Source organism: Corallococcus exercitus (assembly GCF_003611585.1).
GTDB classification, from domain to species: domain Bacteria; phylum Myxococcota; class Myxococcia; order Myxococcales; family Myxococcaceae; genus Corallococcus; species Corallococcus exercitus.
This window is the reverse complement of the sequence record NZ_RAVW01000115.1, coordinates 1-23,418: the sequence shown is the minus strand read 5'-3', so window position 1 is coordinate 23,418 and position 23,418 is coordinate 1. Positions and strand designations below refer to the sequence as shown.

General features: G+C 70.0%; 23 protein-coding genes. 12 read left to right on the top strand and 11 right to left on the bottom strand.

Annotated elements, in window-relative coordinates; translation table 11 throughout:
- The coding region (locus tag D7W79_RS16520) for a serine/threonine-protein kinase (protein WP_147441942.1) at positions 1-3,298 on the top strand (3,298 nt) is incomplete at its 5' end.
- A gap of 305 nt (positions 3,299-3,603) precedes the next feature.
- Here the strand turns inward: D7W79_RS16520 and D7W79_RS16515 are convergent.
- Together D7W79_RS16515 and D7W79_RS16510 are read right to left on the bottom strand one after the other, a co-directional pair.
- Complete coding sequence (locus tag D7W79_RS16515) at positions 3,604-5,232, bottom strand: sigma 54-interacting transcriptional regulator (protein WP_120526334.1); 1,629 nt, start codon at positions 5,230-5,232, stop codon at positions 3,604-3,606.
- Between the two features lie 56 nt (positions 5,233-5,288).
- Positions 5,289-6,224, bottom strand: a complete 936-nt coding sequence (locus D7W79_RS16510) for a bestrophin family protein (protein WP_120526337.1) — start codon at positions 6,222-6,224, stop codon at positions 5,289-5,291.
- A gap of 185 nt (positions 6,225-6,409) precedes the next feature.
- Between D7W79_RS16510 and D7W79_RS16505 the strand changes: the two genes are divergently transcribed.
- The 5 genes from D7W79_RS16505 (at position 6,410) to D7W79_RS16485 (ending at position 11,077) form a co-directional block, all read left to right on the top strand.
- The gene (locus tag D7W79_RS16505; protein ID WP_120526333.1) at positions 6,410-7,084 is read left to right on the top strand and encodes a proline and serine-rich protein 1 family protein; all 675 of its coding nucleotides are present in this window, start codon (positions 6,410-6,412) and stop codon (positions 7,082-7,084) included.
- A 23-nt stretch (positions 7,085-7,107) separates the two neighbouring features.
- A complete protein-coding gene (locus tag D7W79_RS16500; protein ID WP_120526332.1) occupies positions 7,108-8,241 on the top strand; it encodes a hypothetical protein in 1,134 nt (377 codons plus the stop codon).
- 104 nt (positions 8,242-8,345) lie between these two features.
- Positions 8,346-8,726 (top strand): hypothetical protein, encoded by a 381-nt coding sequence (locus D7W79_RS16495; RefSeq protein WP_208729752.1) that lies wholly within the window; start codon positions 8,346-8,348, stop codon positions 8,724-8,726.
- Positions 8,727-8,772: 46 nt separating this feature from the next.
- Positions 8,773-9,924, top strand: a complete 1,152-nt coding sequence (locus D7W79_RS16490; RefSeq protein WP_208729751.1) for a serine hydrolase domain-containing protein — start codon at positions 8,773-8,775, stop codon at positions 9,922-9,924.
- Between the two features lie 28 nt (positions 9,925-9,952).
- Positions 9,953-11,077 carry a TPM domain-containing protein gene (locus tag D7W79_RS16485; protein WP_120526329.1) on the top strand — a complete coding sequence of 375 codons (1,125 nt, stop codon included), beginning with the start codon at positions 9,953-9,955 and terminating at the stop codon, positions 11,075-11,077.
- Positions 11,078-11,109: 32 nt separating this feature from the next.
- Here D7W79_RS16485 and D7W79_RS16480 read toward each other — a convergent pair whose 3' ends face one another.
- From D7W79_RS16480 to D7W79_RS16465, 4 genes are all read right to left on the bottom strand, one after another.
- Positions 11,110-12,012: a nucleotidyl transferase AbiEii/AbiGii toxin family protein gene (locus tag D7W79_RS16480; RefSeq protein WP_120526328.1), complete on the bottom strand. Its 903-nt coding sequence runs from the start codon at positions 12,010-12,012 to the stop codon at positions 11,110-11,112.
- Positions 12,009-12,467 (bottom strand): hypothetical protein, encoded by a 459-nt coding sequence (locus D7W79_RS16475; protein WP_244221805.1) that lies wholly within the window; start codon positions 12,465-12,467, stop codon positions 12,009-12,011. The genes D7W79_RS16480 and D7W79_RS16475 overlap by 4 nt, the downstream gene beginning before the upstream one ends.
- A gap of 280 nt (positions 12,468-12,747) precedes the next feature.
- On the bottom strand, positions 12,748-13,506 hold the full coding sequence (locus D7W79_RS16470) for a 2OG-Fe(II) oxygenase (protein WP_120526326.1): 759 nt from the start codon (positions 13,504-13,506) through the stop codon (positions 12,748-12,750).
- Between the two features lie 70 nt (positions 13,507-13,576).
- Positions 13,577-13,945, bottom strand: a complete 369-nt coding sequence (locus D7W79_RS16465) for a hypothetical protein (protein WP_120526325.1) — start codon at positions 13,943-13,945, stop codon at positions 13,577-13,579.
- A 29-nt stretch (positions 13,946-13,974) separates the two neighbouring features.
- Here D7W79_RS16465 and D7W79_RS46215 point away from each other — a divergent pair, with 29 nt between their 5' ends.
- The gene (locus D7W79_RS46215; RefSeq protein WP_439099199.1) at positions 13,975-14,223 is read left to right on the top strand and encodes a BP74-related protein; all 249 of its coding nucleotides are present in this window, start codon (positions 13,975-13,977) and stop codon (positions 14,221-14,223) included.
- 63 nt (positions 14,224-14,286) lie between these two features.
- On the top strand, positions 14,287-15,084 hold the full coding sequence (locus tag D7W79_RS16455) for an SRPBCC domain-containing protein (RefSeq protein ID WP_120526324.1): 798 nt from the start codon (positions 14,287-14,289) through the stop codon (positions 15,082-15,084).
- Between the two features lie 37 nt (positions 15,085-15,121).
- Here D7W79_RS16455 and D7W79_RS16450 read toward each other — a convergent pair whose 3' ends face one another.
- On the bottom strand, positions 15,122-15,838 hold the full coding sequence (locus tag D7W79_RS16450; protein ID WP_120526323.1) for a DUF2306 domain-containing protein: 717 nt from the start codon (positions 15,836-15,838) through the stop codon (positions 15,122-15,124).
- Positions 15,839-15,978: 140 nt separating this feature from the next.
- Between D7W79_RS16450 and D7W79_RS16445 the strand changes: the two genes are divergently transcribed.
- Positions 15,979-17,142, top strand: a complete 1,164-nt coding sequence (locus D7W79_RS16445; protein WP_120526322.1) for a sensor histidine kinase — start codon at positions 15,979-15,981, stop codon at positions 17,140-17,142.
- On the top strand, positions 17,139-17,786 hold the full coding sequence (locus tag D7W79_RS16440) for a response regulator (RefSeq protein ID WP_120526336.1): 648 nt from the start codon (positions 17,139-17,141) through the stop codon (positions 17,784-17,786). Before D7W79_RS16445 ends, D7W79_RS16440 begins: the two co-directional genes overlap by 4 nt.
- Before the next feature lie 7 nt (positions 17,787-17,793).
- On the opposite strand, the gene D7W79_RS16435 is transcribed toward D7W79_RS16440, so the two are convergent.
- The 3 genes from D7W79_RS16435 to D7W79_RS16425 form a co-directional block, all read right to left on the bottom strand.
- Positions 17,794-18,138: a hypothetical protein gene (locus D7W79_RS16435; RefSeq protein ID WP_147441941.1), complete on the bottom strand. Its 345-nt coding sequence runs from the start codon at positions 18,136-18,138 to the stop codon at positions 17,794-17,796.
- 300 nt (positions 18,139-18,438) lie between these two features.
- Positions 18,439-18,810 carry a hypothetical protein gene (locus D7W79_RS16430; RefSeq protein ID WP_120526320.1) on the bottom strand — a complete coding sequence of 124 codons (372 nt, stop codon included), beginning with the start codon at positions 18,808-18,810 and terminating at the stop codon, positions 18,439-18,441.
- A 2-nt stretch (positions 18,811-18,812) separates the two neighbouring features.
- On the bottom strand, positions 18,813-19,523 hold the full coding sequence (locus D7W79_RS16425) for a hypothetical protein (protein WP_120526319.1): 711 nt from the start codon (positions 19,521-19,523) through the stop codon (positions 18,813-18,815).
- Positions 19,524-19,749: 226 nt separating this feature from the next.
- Between D7W79_RS16425 and D7W79_RS16420 the strand changes: the two genes are divergently transcribed.
- Together D7W79_RS16420 and D7W79_RS16415 are read left to right on the top strand one after the other, a co-directional pair.
- A complete protein-coding gene (locus tag D7W79_RS16420) occupies positions 19,750-20,649 on the top strand; it encodes a hypothetical protein (protein WP_120526318.1) in 900 nt (299 codons plus the stop codon).
- 259 nt (positions 20,650-20,908) lie between these two features.
- Positions 20,909-22,099, top strand: coding sequence for a hypothetical protein (locus D7W79_RS16415; RefSeq protein WP_244221804.1), 1,191 nt, complete (start codon positions 20,909-20,911; stop codon positions 22,097-22,099).
- Between the two features lie 78 nt (positions 22,100-22,177).
- Here D7W79_RS16415 and D7W79_RS16410 read toward each other — a convergent pair whose 3' ends face one another.
- A complete protein-coding gene (locus D7W79_RS16410; protein ID WP_120526335.1) occupies positions 22,178-23,368 on the bottom strand; it encodes an MFS transporter in 1,191 nt (396 codons plus the stop codon).
- Positions 23,369-23,418 lie beyond the last annotated feature (50 nt).

Sequence of the window (23,418 nt, the reverse complement as noted above, 5' to 3'; positions counted from 1 at the left end):
GGGCGGGATGGGGCGCGTGTTCCTGGCCCTGGATCCCCGGCTGCGCCGCCACGTGGCCCTCAAGTTCGTCCGGGACGACGACGAGGCCCTCACCCGCCGCTTCATCTCCGAGGCACGTGCCCAGGCCAAGGTGCGTCACGAACGCGTGTGCCAGGTGTACGAGGTCGGTCACGTCGAGGGGAAGGTCTTCATCGCCATGCAGTACATCGACGGTCAGCCGCTGAGCGCCCTGGTGGGCTCGCTCACCGTCGAGCAGAAGGCCCTGGTGATGCGCGAGGCCGCCCTCGGGGTGCACGAAGCCCACCGCGTGGGGCTCATCCACCGGGACATCAAGCCCTCCAACATCATGGTCGAGCGCGCCGAGGACGGCACGCCCCGGCCCTACGTGATGGACTTCGGCCTGGCGCGGGACTGGAACGAATCCGTGACGGCCACCGGCGCGGTGCTGGGCACGCCGCACTACATGGCCCCGGAGCAGGCGCGCGGGGAGGTGAGCCGGCTCGACCGGCGCGCGGACGTCTACAGCCTGGGCGCCAGCCTCTACTTCCTCCTCACCGGGCAGGTCCCCATTCCGGGGGCCAACGGCCTGGAGGTGCTCAACAACATCCCCACCACGGAGCCGCGACCGCCGCGGCTGCTGGAGCCGGGCCTGCCGCCGGACCTGGAGGCCGTCACCCTCAAGTGCCTGGAGAAGGACCGCTCCGCCCGCTACGACTCGGCGCGCGCGCTCGCGGAGGACCTGGAGCGCTTCCTCTCCGGCGAGCCCGTGCTGGCGCGCACCGGCTACGGCTATGCCCTGCGCAAGCGGCTGCGCAAGCACCGGCTCCTGGCCTCCGTGAGCGCCGCCGCGCTGGTCGCCGTGTCGGTGGCCCTGGGCTGGGGCGCCCTGGAGCGCCGCGAGGCCGCCGAGCGCGAGCGGATCGCCCAGCGCTTCACCGAGCTGGTGGAGCACATCGAGGCCATGGTGCGCTACTCCGCGCTCTCCCGGCTGCATGACACGCGCGAGGACCGCCGGGCGCTCCAGGCGCGGATGGCGGAGCTGGAGGCGGAGATTGCCCGCGCCGGGCCTCGCGCCCTGGGCCCCGGGCACTACGCGCTGGGGCGCGGCCACCTGGCGCTGGGGGACGAACAGAAGGCCCGCGAGCTGCTTGAGTCCGCCTGGAGTCACGGCTTCCACGAGCCCCGGGCCGCGTACGCGCTCGCCCTGGTGACGGGGCGGCGTTACCAGCAGCAGCTCCTGGAGGCGCAGCGGATCCGCAATCCTCAGCTGCGGGAGGCCTCGACGCGCGACGCGGAGCGCCTCTACCGGGACCCGGCGCTGGCATGGCTCAAGCAGAGCGAGGGTGCCCAGGTGCCGTCGCGCGAGTACGTGGCGGCGCTGGTGGCCTTCTATGAAGGCCGCTTCGACGAGGCCCTGGCCCTGCTGGAGAGAGCCCGGACACGGCTGCCGTGGTTCCATGAGCTGCCCATGCTGCGCGGGGACCTCCTGGAGGCGCGGGCCTTCAAGCGCTGGAATGGGGGAGACCCCGAGGGGGCGCGCACGGACTTCGACGCCGGACGGCAGGCCTATGCCGCTGCTGCCGCGGCGGCGGAGAGCGAGCCCGCGGTGTACCGGTCCCTGGCCCGGCTCGAAGCGGACGCGATGGTGATGGAGCTGTATGGGAAGGGGGACGTCATGCCCTCGTATCAGCGCGCCCTGGACGCCCTGGCGCGCTGCCTCACCGTGGTTCCCGAGGATGCCGCGTGCCTGGTGCGGATGACACGTGTCCATCACCGGCTGGCCGAGCATCTGCTCACCCGGGGCGAGGACGGGACGGAGCCGCTCGCGAAGGCGATGGAGGCCGCGCAGCGCGCGAAGGCGGTGGAGCCCACGCGTTCGGAGGCCACGCTCTATCTGGCGCGGAGCGTCTGGCTCCAGGCGCGCTACCGCATCGAGAAGGGCGAGGACCCCCGCGAGCTGCTCGCGAAGTCCGCCGCGTTGTTCGAGAGCATCTCCGTGGCGGACCGGGACCGGGGCTTCTACGGAGACTACGGCCTCGTCTTCAAGACCTGGGCGGACTTCGAGGACCAGGTGGGGGCGGACTCCCAGGGCAGCCGCGACAAGGCCATCCGCGCCTACGAGGCGGCCATCGCGCTCGACGACCGCATTCCCGAGGATTGGATCAACCTTGGCAGCGCGCTCTTCACCCGCGCGGCCCTGCCGCGCAACGCGGAGGCGGACCAGGACCTGGAGAAGGCCCTTCGCGCGCTCGAGAAGGCCCGCGCCCTCAACCCCGAGCACATGGTGCCGTACTTCTATGCGGGCGAGGTCCACGCGCAGCGAGCCCGCCGGCGGAGGAACCGCGGTGAGGACCCCAGGCCCGAGCTGGACCTGGCCCTGGAGCAGTACCGGCGGGGGATCACCATCAATCCGAAGATCCCCAACCTCCACAACGGGGTGGGCGGTGTGCTGATGCTCCGGGCTGATGATGCGTGGAACCGGGGCGCGGATCCGCTTCCCGTGCTGGACGAGGCGCGGGCCGCCTATGCGCAGGCCATCGCGGTCGCGCCGGGGCAGGGCTTCGCGTATGCGAACCTGGGCTCGATGCTCGTCCGGCGCTGCAGCTACATGCTCGCGCGGGGCGAGGATCCCCGCCCGAGCGGGCGCGAGGCGGAGCAGCCGCTGCGGCAAGGCCTGGAGCGGATGCCGGGGGCCACCTGGCTGCGGGGATTGCTGGGCACGGTGCACGTCATCCAGGCCCGCTTCGAATTGGACCACGGGCGCGATCCCGGGGCCGAGCTCACGCGCGCCCTGGAGGAGCTGCGCGCCGCACTGGAGAAGAATCCGCAAGATGCGGAGATGTGGCTCCAGCTGGGCAAGGCGAAAGCGATTGAAGCCCGCTGGAACGAGCAACGCGGAGCGCCGCGGCCCGGGGCGCTGGAGGAGGTGGCGATTTCCTTCGAGAAGGCCATCACGCTCTCACCGGACGAGCCGGAGTACCGCCTGGAGGCCGGTCTCTTCTACCGCCACCAGGCGGAGCGGAAGCCGCGCGAGGGCGGGGATGCCGGCCCGTGGCTCCAGCGAGGGCTGGAGCTGGCGGAGCAGGTCCTGAAGGCCCGGCCCGACTGGCCCGTGGCCCAGGCCCTGCGTGCCAGCTTGCGTCTGGAATGGGCAGATACCTCCAGTCCTGAGGAAGCCAATCACTGGCGGCGTCTTGCATTGGAGGAACTCATCCAGGCGCTCCAGCGCAATCCGAACCTGTCTCACGAGTGGAGCGGGGTGCTCACCGCCGCGCGGCGTCCTGGCGGGGGCCCCTGAGCCGTGAAGGCTAGCGCCCGGCTCTGTTGCCGGACGTTTCGATGGTCCCGTTGCCCGTCTTCGAGTCAGGCGCACGGCTGTCGGACGGGGTGCTGTCGGGCATGATGCTGTGGGGGTTGCAGCATGACATGGCGCTCTCCAGGTCTGCCCGGAAGGATTCCGGGGGTGACGTCTGGCATTTCAAGCAGGATGCCAACCATGCAACCCCCTGCGTCCCATGGGCTTGTCACGCATGGAACCTGTGGGGCCGGACTCGCGGTGAAACCAAACGCCCCGCGACATGTCGCCGACGTGCCGCCGTCGGTTCAGGCGTCCTTCGGGACAAGTCCCAGCTCCTTGACGCGCCGGTTCAAGGCCCGTCTGGAGACCTCCAGGCGCCGCACCATCTCATCCAGGTTGCCCCCACATGCGTGGAAGCAGAGGGTGAGCTCCTCCACGCTCAGGTCACCGGCAAGGCGGATGCTGGGGCTGCGCTCGATGAGGTCGTAGATGGAGGAGCGGGCGATGCCCAGGTGGTGCGCGGCCTTCTTGACGTCCCAGTCGTGCGCGCGCAGGGCCGTGAGCAGCTCTTCCTCGCCCACCTCCGTGGACTTGCGGCGTGCAGCGACCTCGGGCTCCGGAGCAGGAGCCCGAGCTTGGGGGGGAGGCGCCTGGTGCGGGGCGGCTTGAGGAAGCCGCAGCTCCTGGGCAAGCCGCGTGTCCAACTCCAGGCAGGGCTGGCCCCGGCTGCCGATGACGAGCTGTTTGGCCACGTTGCGGAGCTGGCGGATGTTCCCCGGCCAGAGGTGCAGCAGCAGGCGCACCGCCAGCGCCGCGGGCACCCACGGTGGGGCGTAGGGGTCGCTCGGGGTGAGCAGGTGGGCCTCGCCCAGCGCCTCCAGCTCCTGGCGGGCGAAGTGGAGGAACAGAGGGCCGATGTCCTCCCGTCGCTCGCGCAGGGGCGGCAACCGCAGCTCATAGCCCGCCAGCCGGTGGAGCAGCGGGGCCCGGAAGCGTCCGTCGGCGATCTGCGCTTCCAGGTCCGCGTCCGTGGCGGCGACGAGGCGGACGTCGGTCGCCACGGGCCGGCTGGCTCCCACCGGATACATCTCCCCGGTCTCCAGCACCCGGAGGAGCATGACCTGCACCTCGGGGGAAGCCTCGCCTACCTCGTCTAGGAAGAGGGTGCCCCCTTGCGCGGCGCGGAAGAAGCCCTCGCGGTCGCGCTGGGCGCCGGTGAAGGCCCCCCGGACGCTGCCAAAGAGCTCCGCGGCGGCCAGCTCCTTGGGGATGGCGCCCAGGTTGACGCTGATGAACGGGCCGCCGCGCCGGCTGCGCGCATGGAGGGCCTGGGCCACCAACTCCTTGCCCGCACCCGTCTCGCCTCGGATGAGCACGGGCACGTCCACGTCGGCCACGCGCTCGATGTGCCGGCGCAGGCCGTGGAGGGCGGCGCTCTGTCCCACCATGCCCAGGGTGTCCGGGGCATGTGCTTCGAGGGGCGGGGCCAGGTGCAGCAGCACCACGGTGCGCCCGGAGAACTCGAGCGGGACGCCGCTCGCGAGCGCCTCGGGACCGAACTCGCGGCCGCCGCCGTGGAGCGGCTCGCCCGCGCAGGTGCAGCGCCCCTCGTCCCCCGGGACGACGCGGACGCCTTCGCCCACCGGGACGAAGAGGGTGGGCTTGCGGCTCATGAAGGGGTCGCCCAGCGGCAGCCCCAACGGTTCGCCCGGACGGGTGAAGTCCGGGGCGTTGCGGGAGAGCGCCACCTCCCGGCCGTTGAGCAGCCCGTGGAGCAGCAGCCGCTCCCCGATGCGAGCGGCCGTGGGGTGCGAGACGAGGGTCAGCGCCGGGATGGGGCGTGCGGCGGGTCGCTGGCCCCGTGGAATCGATTCGGCAGCCGTGGAGAGATCCGCCGTGGGGACGGGGGCCTGGGGATCACCGGGACGAGGCATCCGCGCGACTGTACCTCAGCCATCCGCGAGGGCAGTCCGCCGGGGGGAGGCGGCGTCTAGGGGAGGATGAAGTCCGTGGGGCGCAGCGGCTCCGGCTGGGGCTCTCCCAGCGCTTCCAGCATGTTGATCTCCGCCGTGCGGGCCATCGCGAGCAGGGGCAGGTCGTTGGGAGCCTGCCCGAAGGGGTCCTCCAGCTCTTCACTCAGCAGGTCCAGGCCGAAGAACGTGTAGGCAATCATTGCCGTGAGCACGGGCGTGAACCAACCCATCGACTCAGCGAGTCCGAAGGGAAGCATGAGACAGAAGAGGTAGGCGGTGCGGTGCAGGAGCACCGTATAGGCGAAGGGCAGGGGCGTGAGGCGGATCCGCTCGCAGGCGGTGAAGACGCTCATCATGGCGTGCACCCGTTCGTTCAAGGCGCTCCAGGTGATGTCGGTGAGCCGGCCTTCCCGGAGCAGGCGGGCCAGCTCCACCTGGTGCTCGCGCAGGAGGGCGTTCGGGCGGTTGCCGCTGCCCAGGACGCGTGAGCGCTCAGGGTCGGAGACGTAGCGGCCAATGTCCTCTCCGGCGTCCTGCCCCCGCAGGTGCGCGGCGAGCGCGTAGGGAAAAGCGATGGTGCGGTGCACGAGCCGCCGGGCCGCCTGCCGCCCCGCGACGGGCAACTCCGCGCGCCCATCATCCAGCAGCGCGATGGCCGCGTGGGTGAAGGCGCGCACCTCGATGATGAGCGCGCCCCACTGCTTCCGGCCCTCCCACCACCGGTCGTAGCAGGCGTTGTTGCGGAACCCGAGGAAGATGGAGAGCGCGATGCCGAGCAGCGACAGCGGCGCCGGCGACGTCACCGGAAGCCGCAGGTAGCCCTGCTTGAGCGTCAGGACGACGAGGGAGGCGAGCGCCGCGACGCCCAGCACGTGAGGCAGGACGCGCGGCAGGATGGTGCCGCGCACGACGAAGAGGAGCTTGAAGAAGCCAGGGCGGGGACGAACGATCACGAGCGGTGTCTCGTGCACCAAATCCCGACGGGTCGCAAGGGCGCGCGGTCGTTCCCGACCCGCCGCCCTGAGGCCTCGGCTGTTCTAGGTGCGTGAATATTTTCGCCGGGAGTGCGTGACAAGGAACGGCGGCGGCGACGTCTACCGTTCCGACCGCACCCAACCGCATCCCCACCTGGAGTCCCATGAACCGCATCGCCCGTGCCGTGCTCGTCTCGTCCCTGTTCGTCTCGTCCGCCAGCTTCGCGCAGGACGCGGAGTTCAACATGCAGGTGGACGTCGATGACGCGGACATGCCCGCCGCCCGCATCAAGATGAAGACGACGACGAACGTGGATGGCGAGGAGACCACCACCGTGAAGGTGCGTGGCGGCGGCACCAAGATGGACGTCCGCGTGACGGGTGGAACGATGGAGTCGGAGAGCCGGACGGAGACCCACACGGAGACCCGGGGGTTCCGCCGGTCGGAGCCCCGTGAGGAGCCCCGCGCGGAGCGGCCGATGCCCTCCGAGCCCGCGTTCCGCGACTGTGGCGTGAACTCGGACGAGGGCTGCACGACACGGCGGGATGGACAGCTCCCGATGGACGCCTCCACCTGGCGCGGCTTCTACCAGTCGCTCAAGAGCGAGAACAACGAGCTCGTCCGCCAGGAGAAGGCGGAGAAGATGCTCAAGCGGGTCTACCTGACCGCGGCGCAGTTCGGCATGGTGCTGGACCTGTTCAACAATGAGATCACCCGCCTGGAGGTCGCGAAGGTCACCGCGCCCCACGTGGTGGATCCGCAGCACGCGCTGGGCTTCTCCTCCAAGTGGCGGAACTCCATCAGCGGCAGCGAGTACACCGACATCATCACCGAGTAGTCTGCCTCCTTCCTGGAGGCTGAATGCACCCGAAGAGACTTCACCGGTTCCCCGCGTCCACGCTCCTGTCGCTGGCCGCGGGGTTCGTCCTCGCCTGCGCCGCCGGCTGTTCGGGTGATGACGCGGGCGTGGATGTCCCCAATCCGCTGACCAATCCCAAGGACGGGCCTCCCGCCGGCAATCCCAACGCGGAGGCCACGTGCAGCGTGCCCACCGAGGCCGGGCTCGCGGACGTCTCCAGGCCCACGACTGTCGTTGGGACGGGGACGCCGGCCAGCTGTACCGGCGAGGCCTTCATCCAGGCCGTGGCGAAGGGCGGCGTCATCACCTTCGACTGCGGCCCGGAACCTGTCGTCATCACGCTCGACAGGACGGCGAAGGTCTTCAACGACAAGGGACCGGACATCGTCATTGACGGCAAGGGGTTGGTGACGCTCAGCGGGGCAGGGAAGCACCGCATCCTGTACATGAACACCTGTGATCAGGCCCAGGTGTGGACGACCTCCCACTGCCAGGACCAGGACCATCCCCGGCTGACGCTCCAGAACCTCACGTTCGTGGATGCCAGCTCCAAGAGCGAGTCGGAGTACGACGGCGGCGGGGCGGTCTGGGTGCGCGGTGGGCGGGTAAAGGTCATCAACTCCCGCTTCTTCAACAACGCGTGCGCGGATGCCGGGCCCGACGTCGGAGGCGCCGCGCTGCGGGTGTTCGACCAGTACAACGACCTGCCTGTCTACGTGGTGAACACGACCTTCGGCGGCAAGGAGGGCTACGGCGGGGTCTGCTCCAACGGCGGCGGCATCAGCAGCATCGGAGTGTCGTGGAACATCATCAACAGCCTCTTCTCCTACAACCGGGCCATCGGCAACGGCGCCAATCCCGCCAGTCCGGGAACGCCGGGCGGGGGCAGCGGCGGAGCCATCTACAACGACGGCAACACGATGACCTTGTCGCTCTGCGGCACGCGCATCGAACACAACGAGGTCAACGCCCACGGCAGCGCCATCTTCTTCGTGAGCAATGACCACTCGGGAGACATCCGCATCGACCGCTCGGTCATCCAGAACAACCGGGGTGGCTCCTGGTACGTGACCTATCCCCAGATCTCGAACCACGCGGACACCCCCATCCGCGTCACCAACTCCACGATTCAGTGACAGCGATCCTGGTGGCGGGTCAAAGCGTTTCAGTAGGCTCCGCCCCGGTCTTTGTGTATCCGACCGGGGGGCTCATGCCGGAACGACGTGAATGGACGTTTGGAATGCATCGGGTGCACCTCGAGGCGCCCGATGTCTTGTGGGTCGACTTCAACGGCGCCACGAACCTGGACGATGCGAAGCGCCTGCTCAGCATCGTGCAGGAGGTGGCGGTTGACGGCCCGGTGTTCGTCGTCGTGGACATCGACGGGTCCGTCATCGACAAGGCCGCTCGCGAGTACTTCAGCAAGGAGTCCAGCCCGGAGCGGCTGCGCGGCGTCATCTACGTCGGGACCCAGCGCCTGCAGATGGCGAGCGCCAAGGCCGTCGCGTTCGCGCTCTACCTCACGGGCAGGCTGAAGGGGGACGTCGAGTTCGTCACGAGCGGGCAGGCCGCGCGCGAGCTCATTGAACGCAAGCGCGCGAAGGCGGGCGCGGCCCGCTGAACCCGGTTGCTCCGATGAGGTTCCGTCCGGCATGAAGCCAGCAACCATGACGGTCCCTCCATTTGCCGCTGTCGTCCTCGCCTCCCTCCTCGTCGGTTGTGCGGGAGCCACCGCGACCACCCGGGTCTCGCCGTCCCCGGAAGCGAACACGGTGGACGCTCTCTTCCACGACTACGACGGCCCGGATCGCCCCGGAGCCAGCGTCGTCGTCATCCATGACGGGCAGGTCGTGCTCCGCCGGGCATATGGCCTGGCCAGCCTGGAGAGGCATGAGCCCGCCACTCCCGACAGCAACTACCGGCTTGCCTCACTCACCAAGCAGTTCACGGCCACGGCCATCCTGCTGCTGGTCCAGGATGGCCGGCTCGGGCTCGATGACCGCATGGTGGACGTGCTCCCCGGCTTCCCGCCCTCCCTGCGCGAGGTCCGGGTCCGCCACCTGCTCCAGCACACGTCGGGCCTCTGGGACTACGAGGACTTCGTCCCGGCCACGCAGCCGGTGCAGGTGAAGGACCGGGACGTGCTGGCCCTGCTCTCCGGCGTGGACCGCACGTACTTCCCGCCCGGAACGGCGGTGCGCTACAGCAACTCCGGCTACGCGGTGCTGGCGCTCCTCGTGGAGCAGGTGAGCGGAATGTCGTTCGCGCGGTTCCTGCACGAGCGCGTCTTCGTTCCCAGCGGCATGCGTTCGACGGTGGCGCACGAGGAGGGTGTCTCCCAGGTGCCCCGCCGTGCGTATGGGTACGCCGTGGACCCGAGCGGCTTCGTCCCCAGGGATCAGAGCCCCACCAGTGCCGTCCTGGGAGATGGCGGCACCTACTCGTCCGTGGTGGACCTGGTGGCGTGGGACCGGGCGCTGGATTCGGATGCGCTGCTCCGCGCGGAGACCCGGAAGCAGGCCTGGACGCCGCCGATGCTTCCGGACGGCGCGTCCTCGCGCTACGGCTTCGGCTGGTTCGTCGACGACGACGGAGGGCGGCAGCGGCTGTCACACCACGGTGAGACGTGTGGCTTCACCAACGCCATCGTGAAGTATCCGGAGCAACGCCTCACGGTCATCGTCCTGACGAACCGCGCGGGCGGAGCCCCGTGGACGCTGGCCCAGGCCGTCGCGGACCTGTGGCTGGACAGGCCCGCGAAGGACGGGCCGCCCACGAACCGCCCTTGGCCGTTCGAGACCCTGCCCAACGCGCACTGAAGGGGGCCCTTGGGTTACTTTCGGAGCCATGCGCTCATGGCTGGGGTGGTTGGTGGTGTTCTGCGTCTTCGGCACTCCGGCCCTGGGCGTCACGGTGAACGCGGTGCCCCTGCCCGCGAAGGGCACCTGGACGGTAGACCTCACCCCGACCCATGTCCTCACGCCGGAGGTCAGGGCGGAGGTCGACCAGCTGGCCAATGCGCTGAACGACCAGGGGCTTGGCCAGCTGATGGTGGTGATGGTGGGCACGACGTCGCCACGACCCTCGCGTGAGTTCGCGCTGGCGCTCTTCAACCGCTGGGGCATCGGTCATGCGGGGCGGGACGACGGCGCGCTGCTCTTCATCGCGTATTCCGACCGTAAGGCGGAGATCATCCTCGGTGACGGGATAGACGAGCCAGCGGACCAGGAGGCCAGCGACGCGGTGATGGCGCAGGCCATCGTGCCTGCCTTCAAGCGCAAGGACCCGAACGAAGCGGTGCGCGGGGGCGCGCAGGGCCTGAAGGAGCTCATCGAGAACTCGCGGCTCAACAATCCCAGCGCCGACATCCCGAGCACCGACGCCGACCTGGAAGGCCAGGCCCCTGCCTCGGAGGCGTCCGTGAGCATCACGCAAGCGCCCGCGAGCATGACGGAATCATCCTCCTCGGAGCCGAACCTCGGCTTCTTCGCGGGCGCGACGGGCGTGGTCGGCGCGGTGGGGCTGGCCGGCAGCGCCTGGCTCCGCCGGCGTCCTCGCAAGTGCCGGACGTGCGGCAACCTGAGGGCGCGGCTCGGTGAGGCGCAGGACGACGCCCACCTGGACCCGGGCCAGCGGAGGGAGGAGTCGCTGGGCTCGGTGGACTACGACGTCTGGTGGTGTGAGTCGTGCGAGGACGGAACCGTCGAGCGCTATGGCCGGTTCTTCTCCAGCTTCAAGCGCTGCACGCGGTGCCGCTATGTGACGGGCAAGCAGACCTCGCGAACGCTGCGGAGCGCGACGTACGACCACGGTGGCGAAGTGGAGGTGACGGTGCGCTGCGGACACTGCGATTACGTCACCACCTCGCGCCACAGCACGCCGCGCCGCACCCGGCCTTCGTCGTCGAGTTCCTCCCGCTCTTCGTCCGGAGGCGGGCGCTCCTCGGGAGGCGGCTCCAGCGGAAGCTGGTAGCGCCGTGAGGTGCCTGAAGTCCGGACCGGGACTCAAACGCCCCGCTGGAGTGCTCGCTCCAACCGTGCCCGGAACTCATCGAGCGTCCCCCCAGCGAGCGTGGGGTGCTCGAGCACGAAGTTCGGCCAATCCACCTGGCTCGCGGTTTCGAACGTCCCCGTATTGACGGACTCGTGCCACTGGCCCTGCTTCGCGTCGAACACTCGCTGGAGGAAGCCCGGCGTCAAGCGGGTGTTCTCCGCGAGCAAGACCGCGTCATAGAGGTCTTTGCCCTGGGGCCAGAGGTCATTCGCGAGCCAGAGAAGCTTCCACGCCAGGGACTCCTCGGGCGTGGCGACCTGAACCTCTACCCCCTCCACCGTGTGCCGGAGCGGAGCCCCGAATAGCTGCTCGTTGAAAACGACGTCGACCTGGACCGAGTCGCGAACGCGTCCCTCCCAGGTCCACGGAAACGTGAGCCGGCGGCCCTCGGCGCGCTCGTAGGTCCAGATGCCGTCGACCGGGATGCTCGCTGGATCCAGTTCCGTGCCTTCAAGCCGCAGCGCCTCCGTGACGGCCCGGGTCAGCTCCGCCATGAGCCGCTGTCCCTCGCTCGAATTCGGGCCCACGGCTGCGGGCGTGACGACGAGGTCGATGTCTTTGGCCGGCCGGGCGCGCTCGCCGTACCAGAGTTCGAGGACCACGCTGCCACGCGCGACGACCTGCTCTCCCACGGGCATGCGGCCAATGCCCGCGAGGCACCGCCTGAGAATCCGGGCACGTGCCTCACGAAAGCGGGCCGCCTCCGCTGGGTCCTCGAACCGGGGTGGGCCCTTGATGAAGGCGGCGTCGTGGTGCTTGAGGGCCGGGTCGAACACATCCGGTCGATTGTCGTCCCGCTCATAGCCCGCGGGAAGGTGCCGCCGCGGGGCTACGCGATTCGTGGGTCCGCTCATCGGGGTGTCTCCTCCAGCCAGCCCTCATCGAGGGCGATGTTGTCGTCGAAGAGCACGCGCTCGCGCTCCACCTTCGTCACCGGCAGTCCAGCACCCGCGAGGCCCACCAGCAGCGAGTCGAATGCCGCGCCCATGGCCGCATCGTCCGATGGACCAAACCGCTGGGTGAGGAATCGCTCCTGGACACCGTCCGGAGACACCTTGTACGCGCTGCGGGACAGGTGGGCCGCCTGCGAGGCCGCGAGTCGCACCAGGGCCTCCAGGTCGCGTGTGCTCACCCGGACGTGGTGCTCCAGGTAGACCGGTGCCTGACCCGCCAGCCGGCTCGGGGTCCACGGTGCCTCGACCTTGAGGCGGCACCGCCGCGCATCGCAGGTGGTGCGCGCCTCGAAGGCCAGTGCCTCGGCATGCTGACGCGCCTCTTCCACCGACCTGCTGCCACGCAGGGTCAGCATGACCTGCCGGGGAGCCGCTCCCCGCACGAGCTCGATGCAAAGCGCCTTCACCCCACGGCGCGCCGCCCAGGCCCGGAGCTCCGGCTCTGCTCCAGGGGACAGTGCGACAGTGAGGTGTGTTTCCAGGCGCATGGTGTGCAATGACTTTCGGAACGGGCTCAGGCCGGGCCGGAGTCTACCGACGCGACGGCACGGCGGTGACGGCCCTGACGGGGGAGGGGGCTTCGTCGTGGCATTGCCTTGAGGCGCCCCAGCCCGGGGACGCATCGCGAGCGGCTGTTCAGGAACGCACCGGCGCCCAGAGGGCGCTGTGGGCCTCCGGCGCGTCCGGGGACGCTTCCGCCGTGTAGAAGTAGGCCGCGACCGTGGCTCGACCCCGTTCCTCCGGACACGCCAGCGCGGAAGGGTGGCCATGCCAGTGATTGTCGCCATGCGCCATCACGACCAGCCGGTCGAGGACCGGAGCGATGCGGGCCTCGCACCGGGAGAGGTCGGCACTCCACAGCTCCAGGTCTCCGCCCCAGGCCGGGTCCCAGCCAGGATTCAGGTAGTACAGGACGGTGAGCCGCCGGGAGAGGGCACGGGTACGGTCGCGGTTGAAGTCCGCGTGAAGCGCCAGGTGGCCCCCGCGCAGCGTGAGGTGCAGGCCGGCGCCCCGGAAATGCGGATCCGCGATGAGCCCTTTGACGCCGGTGAGCGTCTCCAGGAAGTCGAGGAACGACATGCTGGAGAGCTCCGCGAGCAGGTGCCGGAGCGCGCCGTGCACCCCTTCGAAGGCCTTGCGCTGAAGCTGCCCCAGCCGCGCCGCCTGTTCCGGGTGATCACGCCGCATCCAGGAGGCTTCGGTCGCGCCCGGAAAGACGCCGGCCAGTTCCGTCGCCAGCCGCTCTCCCAGGAAGCCATCGATGACGACGTGCGGATGGGGCTGGGCTTTGCCGTAGGTGTCGCGATGTGCAAGCGCGAGCGAGCGGAGCGCCGTCCGGCTGAGGAAGAAGCTCGGCCCCAACACGGGTCCTTCTTCGAGGGTTGCGACGCTCACGGGACCTCTTCCGCTCGGGTTTCCGGCCTTCGATGATGGCATGCGCGCGGAAGGCACGTCTCCTCCGGCCTCACCCGGGAGCCCCACCTTCGGTCTCAAGGAGGGCCGCGAGGAACAACGCATAGGTCAGCTCGGCGACGGGCCGTCGCTCCCGCCGGGCCTGGAGGCGCAGCGCCTTGGGCAGGGAGCAGGCCTGGCCCCGCTCTCCGTCGCGCAGCTGGACATAGCCTCGCGGGGAATAGCCCAGCACCTGCCAGCCCATTCCACACAGCGCCCGGCTGAGGTCGTCGGTGAGCTGGTGATGGATGGCGCGAGCGATGGGGACGGGGCGGAAACGCTCGCTCGACCAGCCTTCCGCGTCCTCGCGCCAGCCGCGCGCGCGCAGGTAGTTCACCTTGCGCGCAAGCGACAGCCCGCCGACGTGGCGCTCGAGCTTCATGGGCCCCCTCGGGACCGGGATGCGCTGCCATATTCCATACACAGACCACCGTCATTCACGTCCACGGGCGCATCATCAAGCGGACCGTTCCCTACAATCCGAAATTCTCGTTCCACATCGACCCCGAGACCATCCAGTTCTTCCAGATGGCCATCGAGGTATGCGACGCCAACATGACCTACGTCGAGGACCATCTGGACGAAGCAGGCGGCGCGTTCCTGCCCGGTGGCCACTGGTGCCCGTGGGACTCGAAGCCGACGCGCGAACTGAAGGGGTGAGCGGCGCGCCGCGGCTTGCGCTTCTGCTAAGTCGGGATGAAACGCCCCGGAGGTCTGAAGCGCATGGCCACGAAGACCCGAGTCCCGCAGACGATCGACGCGTATCTGGCGGGCCTGGAGGACCCCACGGTGAGGAAGACCCTGGGCGCCCTGCGGACGCAGCTCCGGAAATTGCTCCCCAAGGCCACCGAGTCGATCAGCTACCGGATGCCCACGTTCAAGGTCGACGGGGACGCCGTGGCGGGCTTCGCGTTCTTCAAGAACCACTGCGGCTACTACCCCTTCAGCGGCAGCGTGGTGCCGGCCCTGAAGTCGGAGCTGGACGGGTACGCCACGTCGAAGAGCGGCGTCACCTTCCCGCCAGACCAACCGCTCCCGGCGAAGCTGGTGAAGACGCTGGTGCAGGCGCGGCTCGCGGAGATCGCGGCGCGCGGGAAGAAGCCTGCGGCCGCGAAGAAGAAGGCGCCGGTGGGCAGGCCCGCCACCACTGGCTTCCGGGTGGGCGTGGTGCGCACGCTGCCCATGACCGCCCCTGAGCTATGGGATTGGGTCACGACCCAGCCGGAACGCTGGTTGGGGCCGGGCGCGATGCTGAAGGCCGAACCGGGCGGGCAATACCAGGTCCCCAAGCGTCGCGGGTCCCCCGGCGTGCGCGGAGAGGTCCGCGTGGTGAAGCCCGGGCATCGCCTGCGCATGACCTGGCAGCCCGACGGCTGGAAGAAGCCGGCGACGTTGCAGCTCACGGTGATGCCGAAGGCGAAGGGCGCCTCCCTCCACGTGCACATGGAGAAGCTCCCGGACGCGGAGGCCCGGGAGGCCATGCGGGAGCGCTGGTCGAAGGTCCTCGCCCGGGTCGCATAGGTCACGAGCGCGTATGCGGACACCGTGGTGGAGCTGGCTATGGCCGCGCTGCGGCCCCTGCCAAGGGGACGCTAGCGGACCCCGGGGCCTTCCGGGCGAAGCGCTGGCGGTAGTAGCGCGTCCACAGATTGAGCCCCACCACGCCCACCACCGTGGGCCCGAGGAAGATCGCGAGCTGCAGGCCCTCGACGCCCACGTGCCTGGCGTTCACCACCAGGGCGGCGGTGATGGTGCCGATGCCCGAGGCCACCATGGCGCCCATGTGCTGGAACCACCAGTGCATCCGCTCCTGGGGCGGCCGCATCCAGTACCAGAGCCCGGTGATGCCGGAGAGGATGCCCACCGGCGCGAAGCCCCACAGCAGCGGCACGCCCATCCGCAGGCCGTACGCCTCCGTGAAGAGCCCCAGGCACAGGAGCAGCGTGGACAGCCCCACGTCCAGCGGGTGCGTGCTCGCCTCCGTGCGCGCCTTCGTCCGCAGCGCGCGCACCCCCATGGTCGCGGAGGCCGCGCTCAGCACCGCGATGTAGACGAAGAACAGGGACATGGGCTGCTCGCGCGGCGCCTGGAGGAAGCGCCATCCGGAGATGATCAGCGCGGACAGCGCGGCGGAGATCATCGCGCCCACGTAGGCCCAGCCCACGCGCCGGTGCAGGGTGCCTCCCTTGCGCGCCACCAGGGGCAGCCAGAGCGTGATGAACGCGACGACTCCCGAGGCGATATGGAGCCAGCGGGCGAGCAGATAGAGCGACATGGGGTGCCTCCGACGTGCTGCGAGTCCGAGGAGCACCGTACGCGCCGGCGCGTGTGCTTCCATCTGGCGGAAGTCATACGGCCCGCATGTGACTTCCGGCACATGGCCCCTCCGCCACGGGTGTCCTAGGGTCTCCCGCCATGCCCGAGCAGTCCCCCGTGGCCAAGCCCGACACCACCCATCGCCTGCTGCTCGTCGCCGGGATGCTGACCTGGGCCGTGGTCGGCTTCGCGCACGCCGAGGACCTCGCGCGCGAGCCCGCGCGGTGGACGGCCCCGGGCACGCTGCTGTGGGCCATCTCGCTCCTCGCCTTCGGTGGGACCTTCTGGTTGCAGACGCGGGTGCAGGGCAGGGGAGAGCTGCCGCTGCTCGCCGCGCAGACGCTCGCGGCGCTCGTCTGCCTCGCCACGGGGGAGAGCGGACTGGACGGCGCGCTGCTGGCCATCACCGCCGGGCAGGTCCCGGAGATCCTCCTCCAGCGCCGGGCGCTGGCGTGGGTGGGGGCCCAGGTGGGGAGCATGTTCGTCGTGTTCGCCGTCCACCACCCGCCCGTCCAGGCCCTGGTGCAGACGCTCATCTACACCGGCTTCCAGGGCTTCACGTTCGGCACGTCGCTGGTGATGGTCCGCGAGGCGGAGGCCCGTCGCGAGCTGGCCCGGGTCCACGTGGAGCTCCAGGCCACCCAGGTGTTGCTCGCCACCCGCGAGCGCGAGGGCGAGCGGCTGCGCATCGCCCGCGAGCTGCACGACTCCGTGGGGCACCACCTCACCGCCCTCAGCCTCAACCTGGAGGCCGCCGCGCACACCGCGAAGGACCCCGCCTCCACCGAACACTTGCGCCGCGCCCGTGAGGCGGCCCGCACGCTCTTGTCCGAGGTGCGCGGGACGGTGACGGCGCTGCGCGATGCGCCCATGCCCCTGCTGCCGTCGCTGCGAGCGCTCGCGGAGGGCGTCCCGGGGCTCGCCGTCCACCTGGAGGTCCCCGAGGCGCTCGCGCTGGAGTCCTCCGAGGCGGCGCACTCGCTGTTCCGCTGCGTGCAGGAGGTCCTCACCAATACGCTGCGCCACGCGGGGGCCCACAACCTGTGGATCGCCATCGAGCCCACGGAGGACGGCGGGGTGCGGGTGCACGCACGGGATGACGGAGGCGGCGCGGCGCGGGTGACACCCGGCTCGGGGCTCACCGGCATGCGGGAGCGGTTCACCCGGCTGGGCGGCTGTGTGGAGTGGCGCGCGGCGGCGGGGAAGGGGCTGGAGCTGGAGGCGTGGCTGCCGGCCACGCCGGAGAGCGGGGTGGGCACGTGAACACCCTCCGACTGGTGCTCGCGGATGATCACACCCTGGTGCGCCAGGGGCTGCGCAGCCTGTTGGAGCTCACGCCCGACCTGCGCGTGGTGGGCGAGGCCGCCGACGGCGAGGAAGCCCTGCGCAAGGTCGCGGAGCTCCAGCCGGACGTGGTGCTCATGGACGTGCGCATGCCGCGCATGACAGGACTGGAGGCCCTGCGCGCGCTGCGCCGCACGGATCCGGAGCGGCGCGTGGTACTGCTCACCACCTTCGACGAGGACACCGCGCTCATCGAGGCGCTGCGCGCGGGCGTGCAGGGCTTCCTCCTCAAGGACGTGTCCCTGGAGGAGCTGGCGGAGGCCATCCGGCGCGTCGCCTCCGGGCAGACGCTGCTGCCGCCCGGCATCGCGGAGCGCGTGGCGCGCGGCATGGCGGAGGTGCCCCGCGACTTTCCCCACGCCGACCTGCCGGAGGGACTCACCCGCCGCGAGGTGGAGGTGCTGCGCCTCATCGCGCGGGGGATGAGCAACCGGGAGATCGCCGAAGCGCTGGGGACGGCGGAGGGGACGGTGAAGAACCAGACCTCCAGCATCCTCTCCAAGCTGGGCGTGAGGGACCGCACGCGCGCCGTGCTGCGCGCCATGGAGCTGGGCTGTCTCTAGCGCCGCTTCAGCGGATGGCGCCGCTGTCGATGCGGGTCTTCCCGAAGATCATCAGGAAGGAGAAGTCCGCCTTCTGGCGGGTCGCGCTGTTCGACACCTCCACGCGGATTTCCTTGTCGCAGCCACCGGCCCGGTCGACCGTCGTCGTCCAGCCGGGCAGGGCCTCCAGCTTCTCGATGGTGCTGGTGATGCAGGAGCCGCTGGTGCCGCCCGTGGCGGGGATGAACGTCTTGATGGTGACCGACGCGACCGAACCGGACTGCCCGTCCGGCAGCGTGTAGATGCCGGCCGCGTACTCCGTCACGAACGTCTGGTTTCCCGCCGCGTCCGTGGTGGAGGAGATGTCACGCATATGCTCGCCGGGCCCCAGGAGCGCGGCGGTGTGGGTGCCAACCTCCGGCGCTTCCGAGACCTCCGCCCCTTCGCCGCAACCGGCCAGGAGGGAAAGGGAGACAAGCAGGGGTGCAACGGACTTGAGGGACATGCGCAAGGGAATGCTCTCCAGGAGTGGACCACCAGGGTGGCGCGCGGCAGGGTGTCATGGGATTGCGGAGCACATCAACAGACGCCGCAAGGCCATACTCCGGAGCCGGGAAGGGCCGCACGGCCGGAGCGTGCGCGCCCCAAGCCGTTTGAGTTGCCATTGTCCGGCTCAGCGCGTCTTCTGCTGATACACCTTCACCAGCGCGTTCATGCGCCGTCCGCTCGGGTCTTCCTTGCGGGGATCGGCGACGACGAGCACCCACTTGCCCGACACCACCGTGGAGCCGACGGCGTCGCCGACGAGCGCCCAGCCGGCCTCCTCCGCCTTCCGGGCCTGCTCCGCGCCGTCGAAGAGGCACACCGTGGCCTCCAGGCCGCTCACCTTGCCGGCCTGGCACCTGCCGCCCGGCAGCTTCTCGCCGACGTCGGTGAAACCGGAGGGCGACTCACCCGCCGCCTTCCACGCGTCCAGCACGTCGTTCGCGTTGCGGGAGCATCCCGCCAGCAGCAATGCCCCCAGCGCGAAACCCATGCGCCGCATGCTCAGTCCCATCCCTTGTGCTTGTGTTTGTGCTTCTTGTGCTTGCCGTGGTCGTGGCCATGGTGATGGTCGTCATCGTCGTCGTCGTCCCGGATGATGATGACCTCGCGGGAGGGCGGAGGCGGCCTGCCACCGACCCTCACGTCCACGTCCACGTTCACCTGGATGATGGGGCCGTGGTACTGGGGCGGCGGCGCGAACGTCACCACCGGCCGCGGCACGTTCCAGCCGCCATAGACGGTGTTGACCCGCACGAGCTTCGGGTTCTCGCGCCGGTACTCCTCGGGGTACTCACCCGCGTAGAAGTGGACGTCCTCCTTGTCCACGAACTCCTGGCCCGGCGGCGGCGCGTAGGCGTGGTAGTGCGGTCCGTCGTGGTAGCAGTACTCCACCACGTCCACGTCCACGTCGATGTCGACGAGCACGTTGAGCACCACCGGATGGTGCCCGTAGTAGGAGTGCCGGGGGCCCTCGTAGCCGAAGGGCGTGGGGTCGCCGATGAAGACGTAGACGTTGTCGCGCGTGCGGTAGAGCGTGTCCGCGTACAACGGCGCGGCGGAGTGCACGTGCGGCGCCTCCAGGTGGCACAGCCCGTCCCGGGGCTGCCCGGTGCGCGGGTGCATTCCCGCGTATCTCCACTGTTTCGCCTCGGCCGCGCTGGCGGCCACGAGCAGCAATGCCGTGGCCAGAGCGGCCAGATTCCTGTGTGACATGGTGGGGGTTCTCCCTGGAGGCGGGCACGCTCCAGCCAACCTCTGACCCCGACCCCCCGGCAGCGATCACATCCGGGCGCGCGGCCCGCATCCGCTGTGTCCGTGGAGGTGCTCCACGCGCCTCCCGGCGACAGCAGACGCGAAACATTTCGGTGTCGCGACACTCAGCATCCGGCGTGCTTCGCGGCCATCGCCAGCCGCGTGGCGTCGACTAGGGTCGCGCCGCATGAACCCCCGTCTGCCCCTCGTCTTCCTCTCCGCCTTCCTCGCCGTGTCCAGCGCGGGGGCAAAGCCCTACCGCGCCATGGTGACGCGCACCGCGTCCACCACGAAGCCCGGCAACCTGGAGCTGGGCCTGCGCTACCAGGGCTTCTTCGCGCTTGACCTGGATGAATCGCAGCCCTACCAGCAGATCTCCCCGAGCCTGCGCTTCGGCATCGTCGACAACCTGGAGGCCAACCTCTACGTGGAGCTGCTGGCGCTGGGGCTTCCCGGCGACGACGACTTCAGGGTCGCCTTCGGTGACATCCCCCTCGGGTTGCAGTGGACGTTCCTGGAGACGAGCCAGGCGGCGCTGGCGGCCTACGGGCGCGTCACGCTGCCCACCGGGCCGAGCGACGAGGACGGCATCCTCCCGAGCCTGTCCGACGGCACCTGGGACTATGAGGGCACCCTTGTCGGAGAGCTGCGCGCGAGCAAGGACCTGCGCTTCATGCTCAATGGCAGCTACCTGCACCAGGGCACCCGGGACCGGGGAGCGCTGCCCGAGTTCGATGTCCCGGACGCGGTCCAGCTCGCGCTCGCGGCGACCTACAACCTGGACAACTTCACGATGCTGGGGCTGGAGGTCGTGGGCCGCTTCTACTTCGAGGACGTCATCACCCCCGTCTGGCGGGACAACGCCGCGCAGGTGGAGATCCTCCCGATGGTGCGCCACGAGGCGTTCCCCGGCCTGGTGCTGGAGGCCGTCGCGGGCGTGGCCCTCACCGAGGGCCTTCGGGAGATCTACCAGTTCCGCGTCCTGCTCGGTGCCACCTACGAGTTCGACCTCTCCTCGGGGCCCAAGCTGCCGAAGAGCAAGCAGGACCTGCGTCCGCCGAAACCCGCGCCGCGACGCCGCCGCTGAACAAGGGCTGTCTCGACTTTCGAACTTGCCCCGGCGGGCGCGGGCGGTGCTGAACACTTCGACTGTCCAGCCCCTGACGGCACGACCCGGGGGCTGGGGCGTTGGGGGCACGCGTCAGTCCTTTCCTGGAAGGGCCACTGTTCCCTGGGGGGCATTGGGACGCTCCCCTGGCGCCCATACCCTTGCGGGCCACATCGACCTGAAGCGAGGCCCCCCGATGTCGAAACCCCGCTGCTCATGCCACTCCCGGTTGTTCCATGTGCCGGTCCTGCTGCTCTCACTGCTCCTGTGCAGCGCGTGTGAGGCCGTGGGCCGGATTGAAACCCCCGAAGCGCAGGCCCTGCCCGCGGCGCCGTCACCCTCGCCCCTGGAGGAGCCGCTTCCTTCGACTCCGCCCGCCGTGCCTCCGGCCCCCGCCGGGCTTCGCTCCGTCGCGAGCTGGGAGGGGATGTTCGTGGAGGAGTGGGGGCGCGAGCACATGCAGACCTTCCTGCCCTGGAGCAACTCGCGCGACAGCTGGGACTTCTACAACCTCGCCTACGGCCTGGACGCCAACACGGCAATGTACCGCGCGACCGGGAGGCGGGCCTACCTCGACCGGGCCCTGCTCTACGTCAACAACCTGGTGGCCTCCGCGCGCGTCTCCTCGTCGCTTCCGCGAAGCCAGTTCAAGGACGGGTACCTGGGCTGGTCTTCGTCGCTGTCGGATCCGTCCGGGCAGGAGGTGCCGCTGTATGAGAGCTATTGCTGGCGCTACGTGACGCGCCTCCTGCGCGTCATCCGCGAGACGCCGGAGCTCTACTCCAGCAGCGCCTACCGCACGCAGTACGACCGGCTGCTGGCGTTCACCGAGAAGAACATCTTCGAGAAGTGGTTCACGCGCGGGGCCAACGACTTCGTCTACCGCAACCGCACGCACATGGCCGCGCACTGGGCCTTCATCGCCATGGACCTGTCGAGGATGACCACCGATCCGGAGCTGAAGGCCCGCTACCTGGAGGTCTTCGACAACATCAACCACGGCATGCCGAACTTCCCGTCGTCGTTGCGCGCGAAGCTGGAGCCCAACCCGGACCACCCGGCGGCCTGGTTCTGGAACGACAAGTGGGACTCGAACGCGCAGCCCGGCCAGGACGTGGCGCACGCGAACAACGTGCTGGCCTTCATCGTCGAGGCCCACGACGCGGGAATGGAGTGGACGGACTCGGACATCCGCCGGTTCGTCGTGACGCTCAACACCATCATCTGGCCCGCGCCCAAGGTGTATGCGGATTTCGTGGATGGCACGGGGCAAGGGGATGGCTGGTTCAACGACGGCCTGATGAAGCTCGGCCGCTACGACGTGAACCTCCAGCGGCGGCTGGAGCAGCATCGCGTCGGGCAGAACAGCCAGTTCTTCGCCAACGGCGCGCTCAACGTGCGCCTGCTTTCCGAACAGACCTTGCAGTAGGCCGCACGGCTCGACTGAGGGAGGGGATGCCGGCTCGCGTCGCGAGTGCCGGCGCCCCTTCGCGAGGAACTCCGTGGCTCATCGGACCGCGCGCGCTCCGGGGAGCAGGCGGACCAGGAGGGCCGCCAGCGAGGTGAGCGTCGCCAGCAGCGTCACCGCCATCCATCCCCAGTGGGCCAGCACCAGGCTGCCGCTCGCCGCGCCGATGGACATGCCGATGAACATGGTGACGAACAGCACCGCGTTGAGCCGGCTGCGAGCGGCGGGGTCGATGCCGAAGACGATGGTCTGGTGCGCCACCAGCGTGATCTGCGCCCCCAGGTCGAAGCCGATCGCGCTGGCGCCAATCAGCCACAGCCGGTGGTTCGGCTCCAGCCACGGCGTCGCGAACATCGTGGCGAAGGAGACGACGGTCAGGCCAGCGCCCAGACGTGTCACGACTTCAGGCCCGAAGCGATCCGCGATGCGTCCCGCCACCGGCGCGCCCAGCGCACCCGCCGCGCCCGCCAGACCGAAGGCACCGGCCGCCGCGCTCCCCAGGTGGAACGGAGCGCCATGCAGCATCACGGCGAGCGTGGACCAGAACGCGCTGAAGCCGATGGAGATGAGCCCCTGCGCCAGCGCCGCCCGGCGAAGGGCGCCGTACTTGCGCCACAGGCTGGCGAGCGAGCCGAGCAGGGCGCCGTAGGAGAGGGTGTTGGTCGGACTGAAGCGGGGCAGGCCGCGCCAGGCCGCCACGCCGATGAACGCCACGCTGGCGGCGGCGACCATGTACATGGCGCGCCAGCCGAAGTTCTCGGCGACGACGCCGCTGATGACGCGGGACAGAAGGATGCCGAGCAGCAGGCCGGTCATCACCGTGCCCACGACCTTGCCGCGCTCATGCTCGGCGGCCAGGGTCGCGGCGGCCGGCACGATGTCCTGCGCCAGGGTCGCCGTCAGGCCCACGGCGAAGCTCACGACGAGCAGCAGCTGGATGCCCGGCGCGATGCCGCCCAGCAGCAGCGCCACGCTCAGCAGGGCCGCCTTGATGAGGATGATGCGGCGCCGGTCGAAGCGGTCGCCCAGCGGCGTCAGCAGCAGGATGCCCAGCGCGTAGCCCAGCTGCGTGAGCATGGGCACCAGCCCCACCGCGGTGTCGGAGGCGCCGATGGTGGCCCCCATCACCCCGAGCATCGGCTGGCTGTAATAGATGGACGCCACCGACAGGCCGGCGCTCGCGGCCAGCAGCAGGCGCAGGCCGCTGGACAGGGACGGGCTGGCGGCCACGGAGGGGGCCGGGCGGACCGCGGCGGGGAGGGAGGCGTTTGCGGCGGTTC

Coding starts and splice junctions, on each gene's coding strand:
- D7W79_RS16495 (WP_208729752.1), top strand. CDS start 8,346: ATGCATCGGGTGCACCTCGAGGCGCCCGATGTCTTGTGGGTCGACTTC.
- D7W79_RS16485 (WP_120526329.1), top strand. CDS start 9,953: ATGCGCTCATGGCTGGGGTGGTTGGTGGTGTTCTGCGTCTTCGGCACT.
- D7W79_RS16430 (WP_120526320.1), bottom strand. CDS start 18,810: ATGCGGCGCATGGGTTTCGCGCTGGGGGCATTGCTGCTGGCGGGATGC.
- D7W79_RS16445 (WP_120526322.1), top strand. CDS start 15,979: ATGCCCGAGCAGTCCCCCGTGGCCAAGCCCGACACCACCCATCGCCTG.
- D7W79_RS16500 (WP_120526332.1), top strand. CDS start 7,108: ATGCACCCGAAGAGACTTCACCGGTTCCCCGCGTCCACGCTCCTGTCG.
- D7W79_RS16465 (WP_120526325.1), bottom strand. CDS start 13,945: ATGAAGCTCGAGCGCCACGTCGGCGGGCTGTCGCTTGCGCGCAAGGTG.
- D7W79_RS16425 (WP_120526319.1), bottom strand. CDS start 19,523: ATGTCACACAGGAATCTGGCCGCTCTGGCCACGGCATTGCTGCTCGTG.
- D7W79_RS16435 (WP_147441941.1), bottom strand. CDS start 18,138: ATGCGTGACATCTCCTCCACCACGGACGCGGCGGGAAACCAGACGTTC.
- D7W79_RS16480 (WP_120526328.1), bottom strand. CDS start 12,012: ATGAGCGGACCCACGAATCGCGTAGCCCCGCGGCGGCACCTTCCCGCG.
- D7W79_RS16450 (WP_120526323.1), bottom strand. CDS start 15,838: ATGTCGCTCTATCTGCTCGCCCGCTGGCTCCATATCGCCTCGGGAGTC.
- D7W79_RS16515 (WP_120526334.1), bottom strand. CDS start 5,232: ATGCCTCGTCCCGGTGATCCCCAGGCCCCCGTCCCCACGGCGGATCTC.
- D7W79_RS16475 (WP_244221805.1), bottom strand. CDS start 12,467: ATGCTGACCCTGCGTGGCAGCAGGTCGGTGGAAGAGGCGCGTCAGCAT.
- D7W79_RS16455 (WP_120526324.1), top strand. CDS start 14,287: ATGGCCACGAAGACCCGAGTCCCGCAGACGATCGACGCGTATCTGGCG.
- D7W79_RS16490 (WP_208729751.1), top strand. CDS start 8,773: ATGACGGTCCCTCCATTTGCCGCTGTCGTCCTCGCCTCCCTCCTCGTC.
- D7W79_RS16505 (WP_120526333.1), top strand. CDS start 6,410: ATGAACCGCATCGCCCGTGCCGTGCTCGTCTCGTCCCTGTTCGTCTCG.
- D7W79_RS16420 (WP_120526318.1), top strand. CDS start 19,750: ATGAACCCCCGTCTGCCCCTCGTCTTCCTCTCCGCCTTCCTCGCCGTG.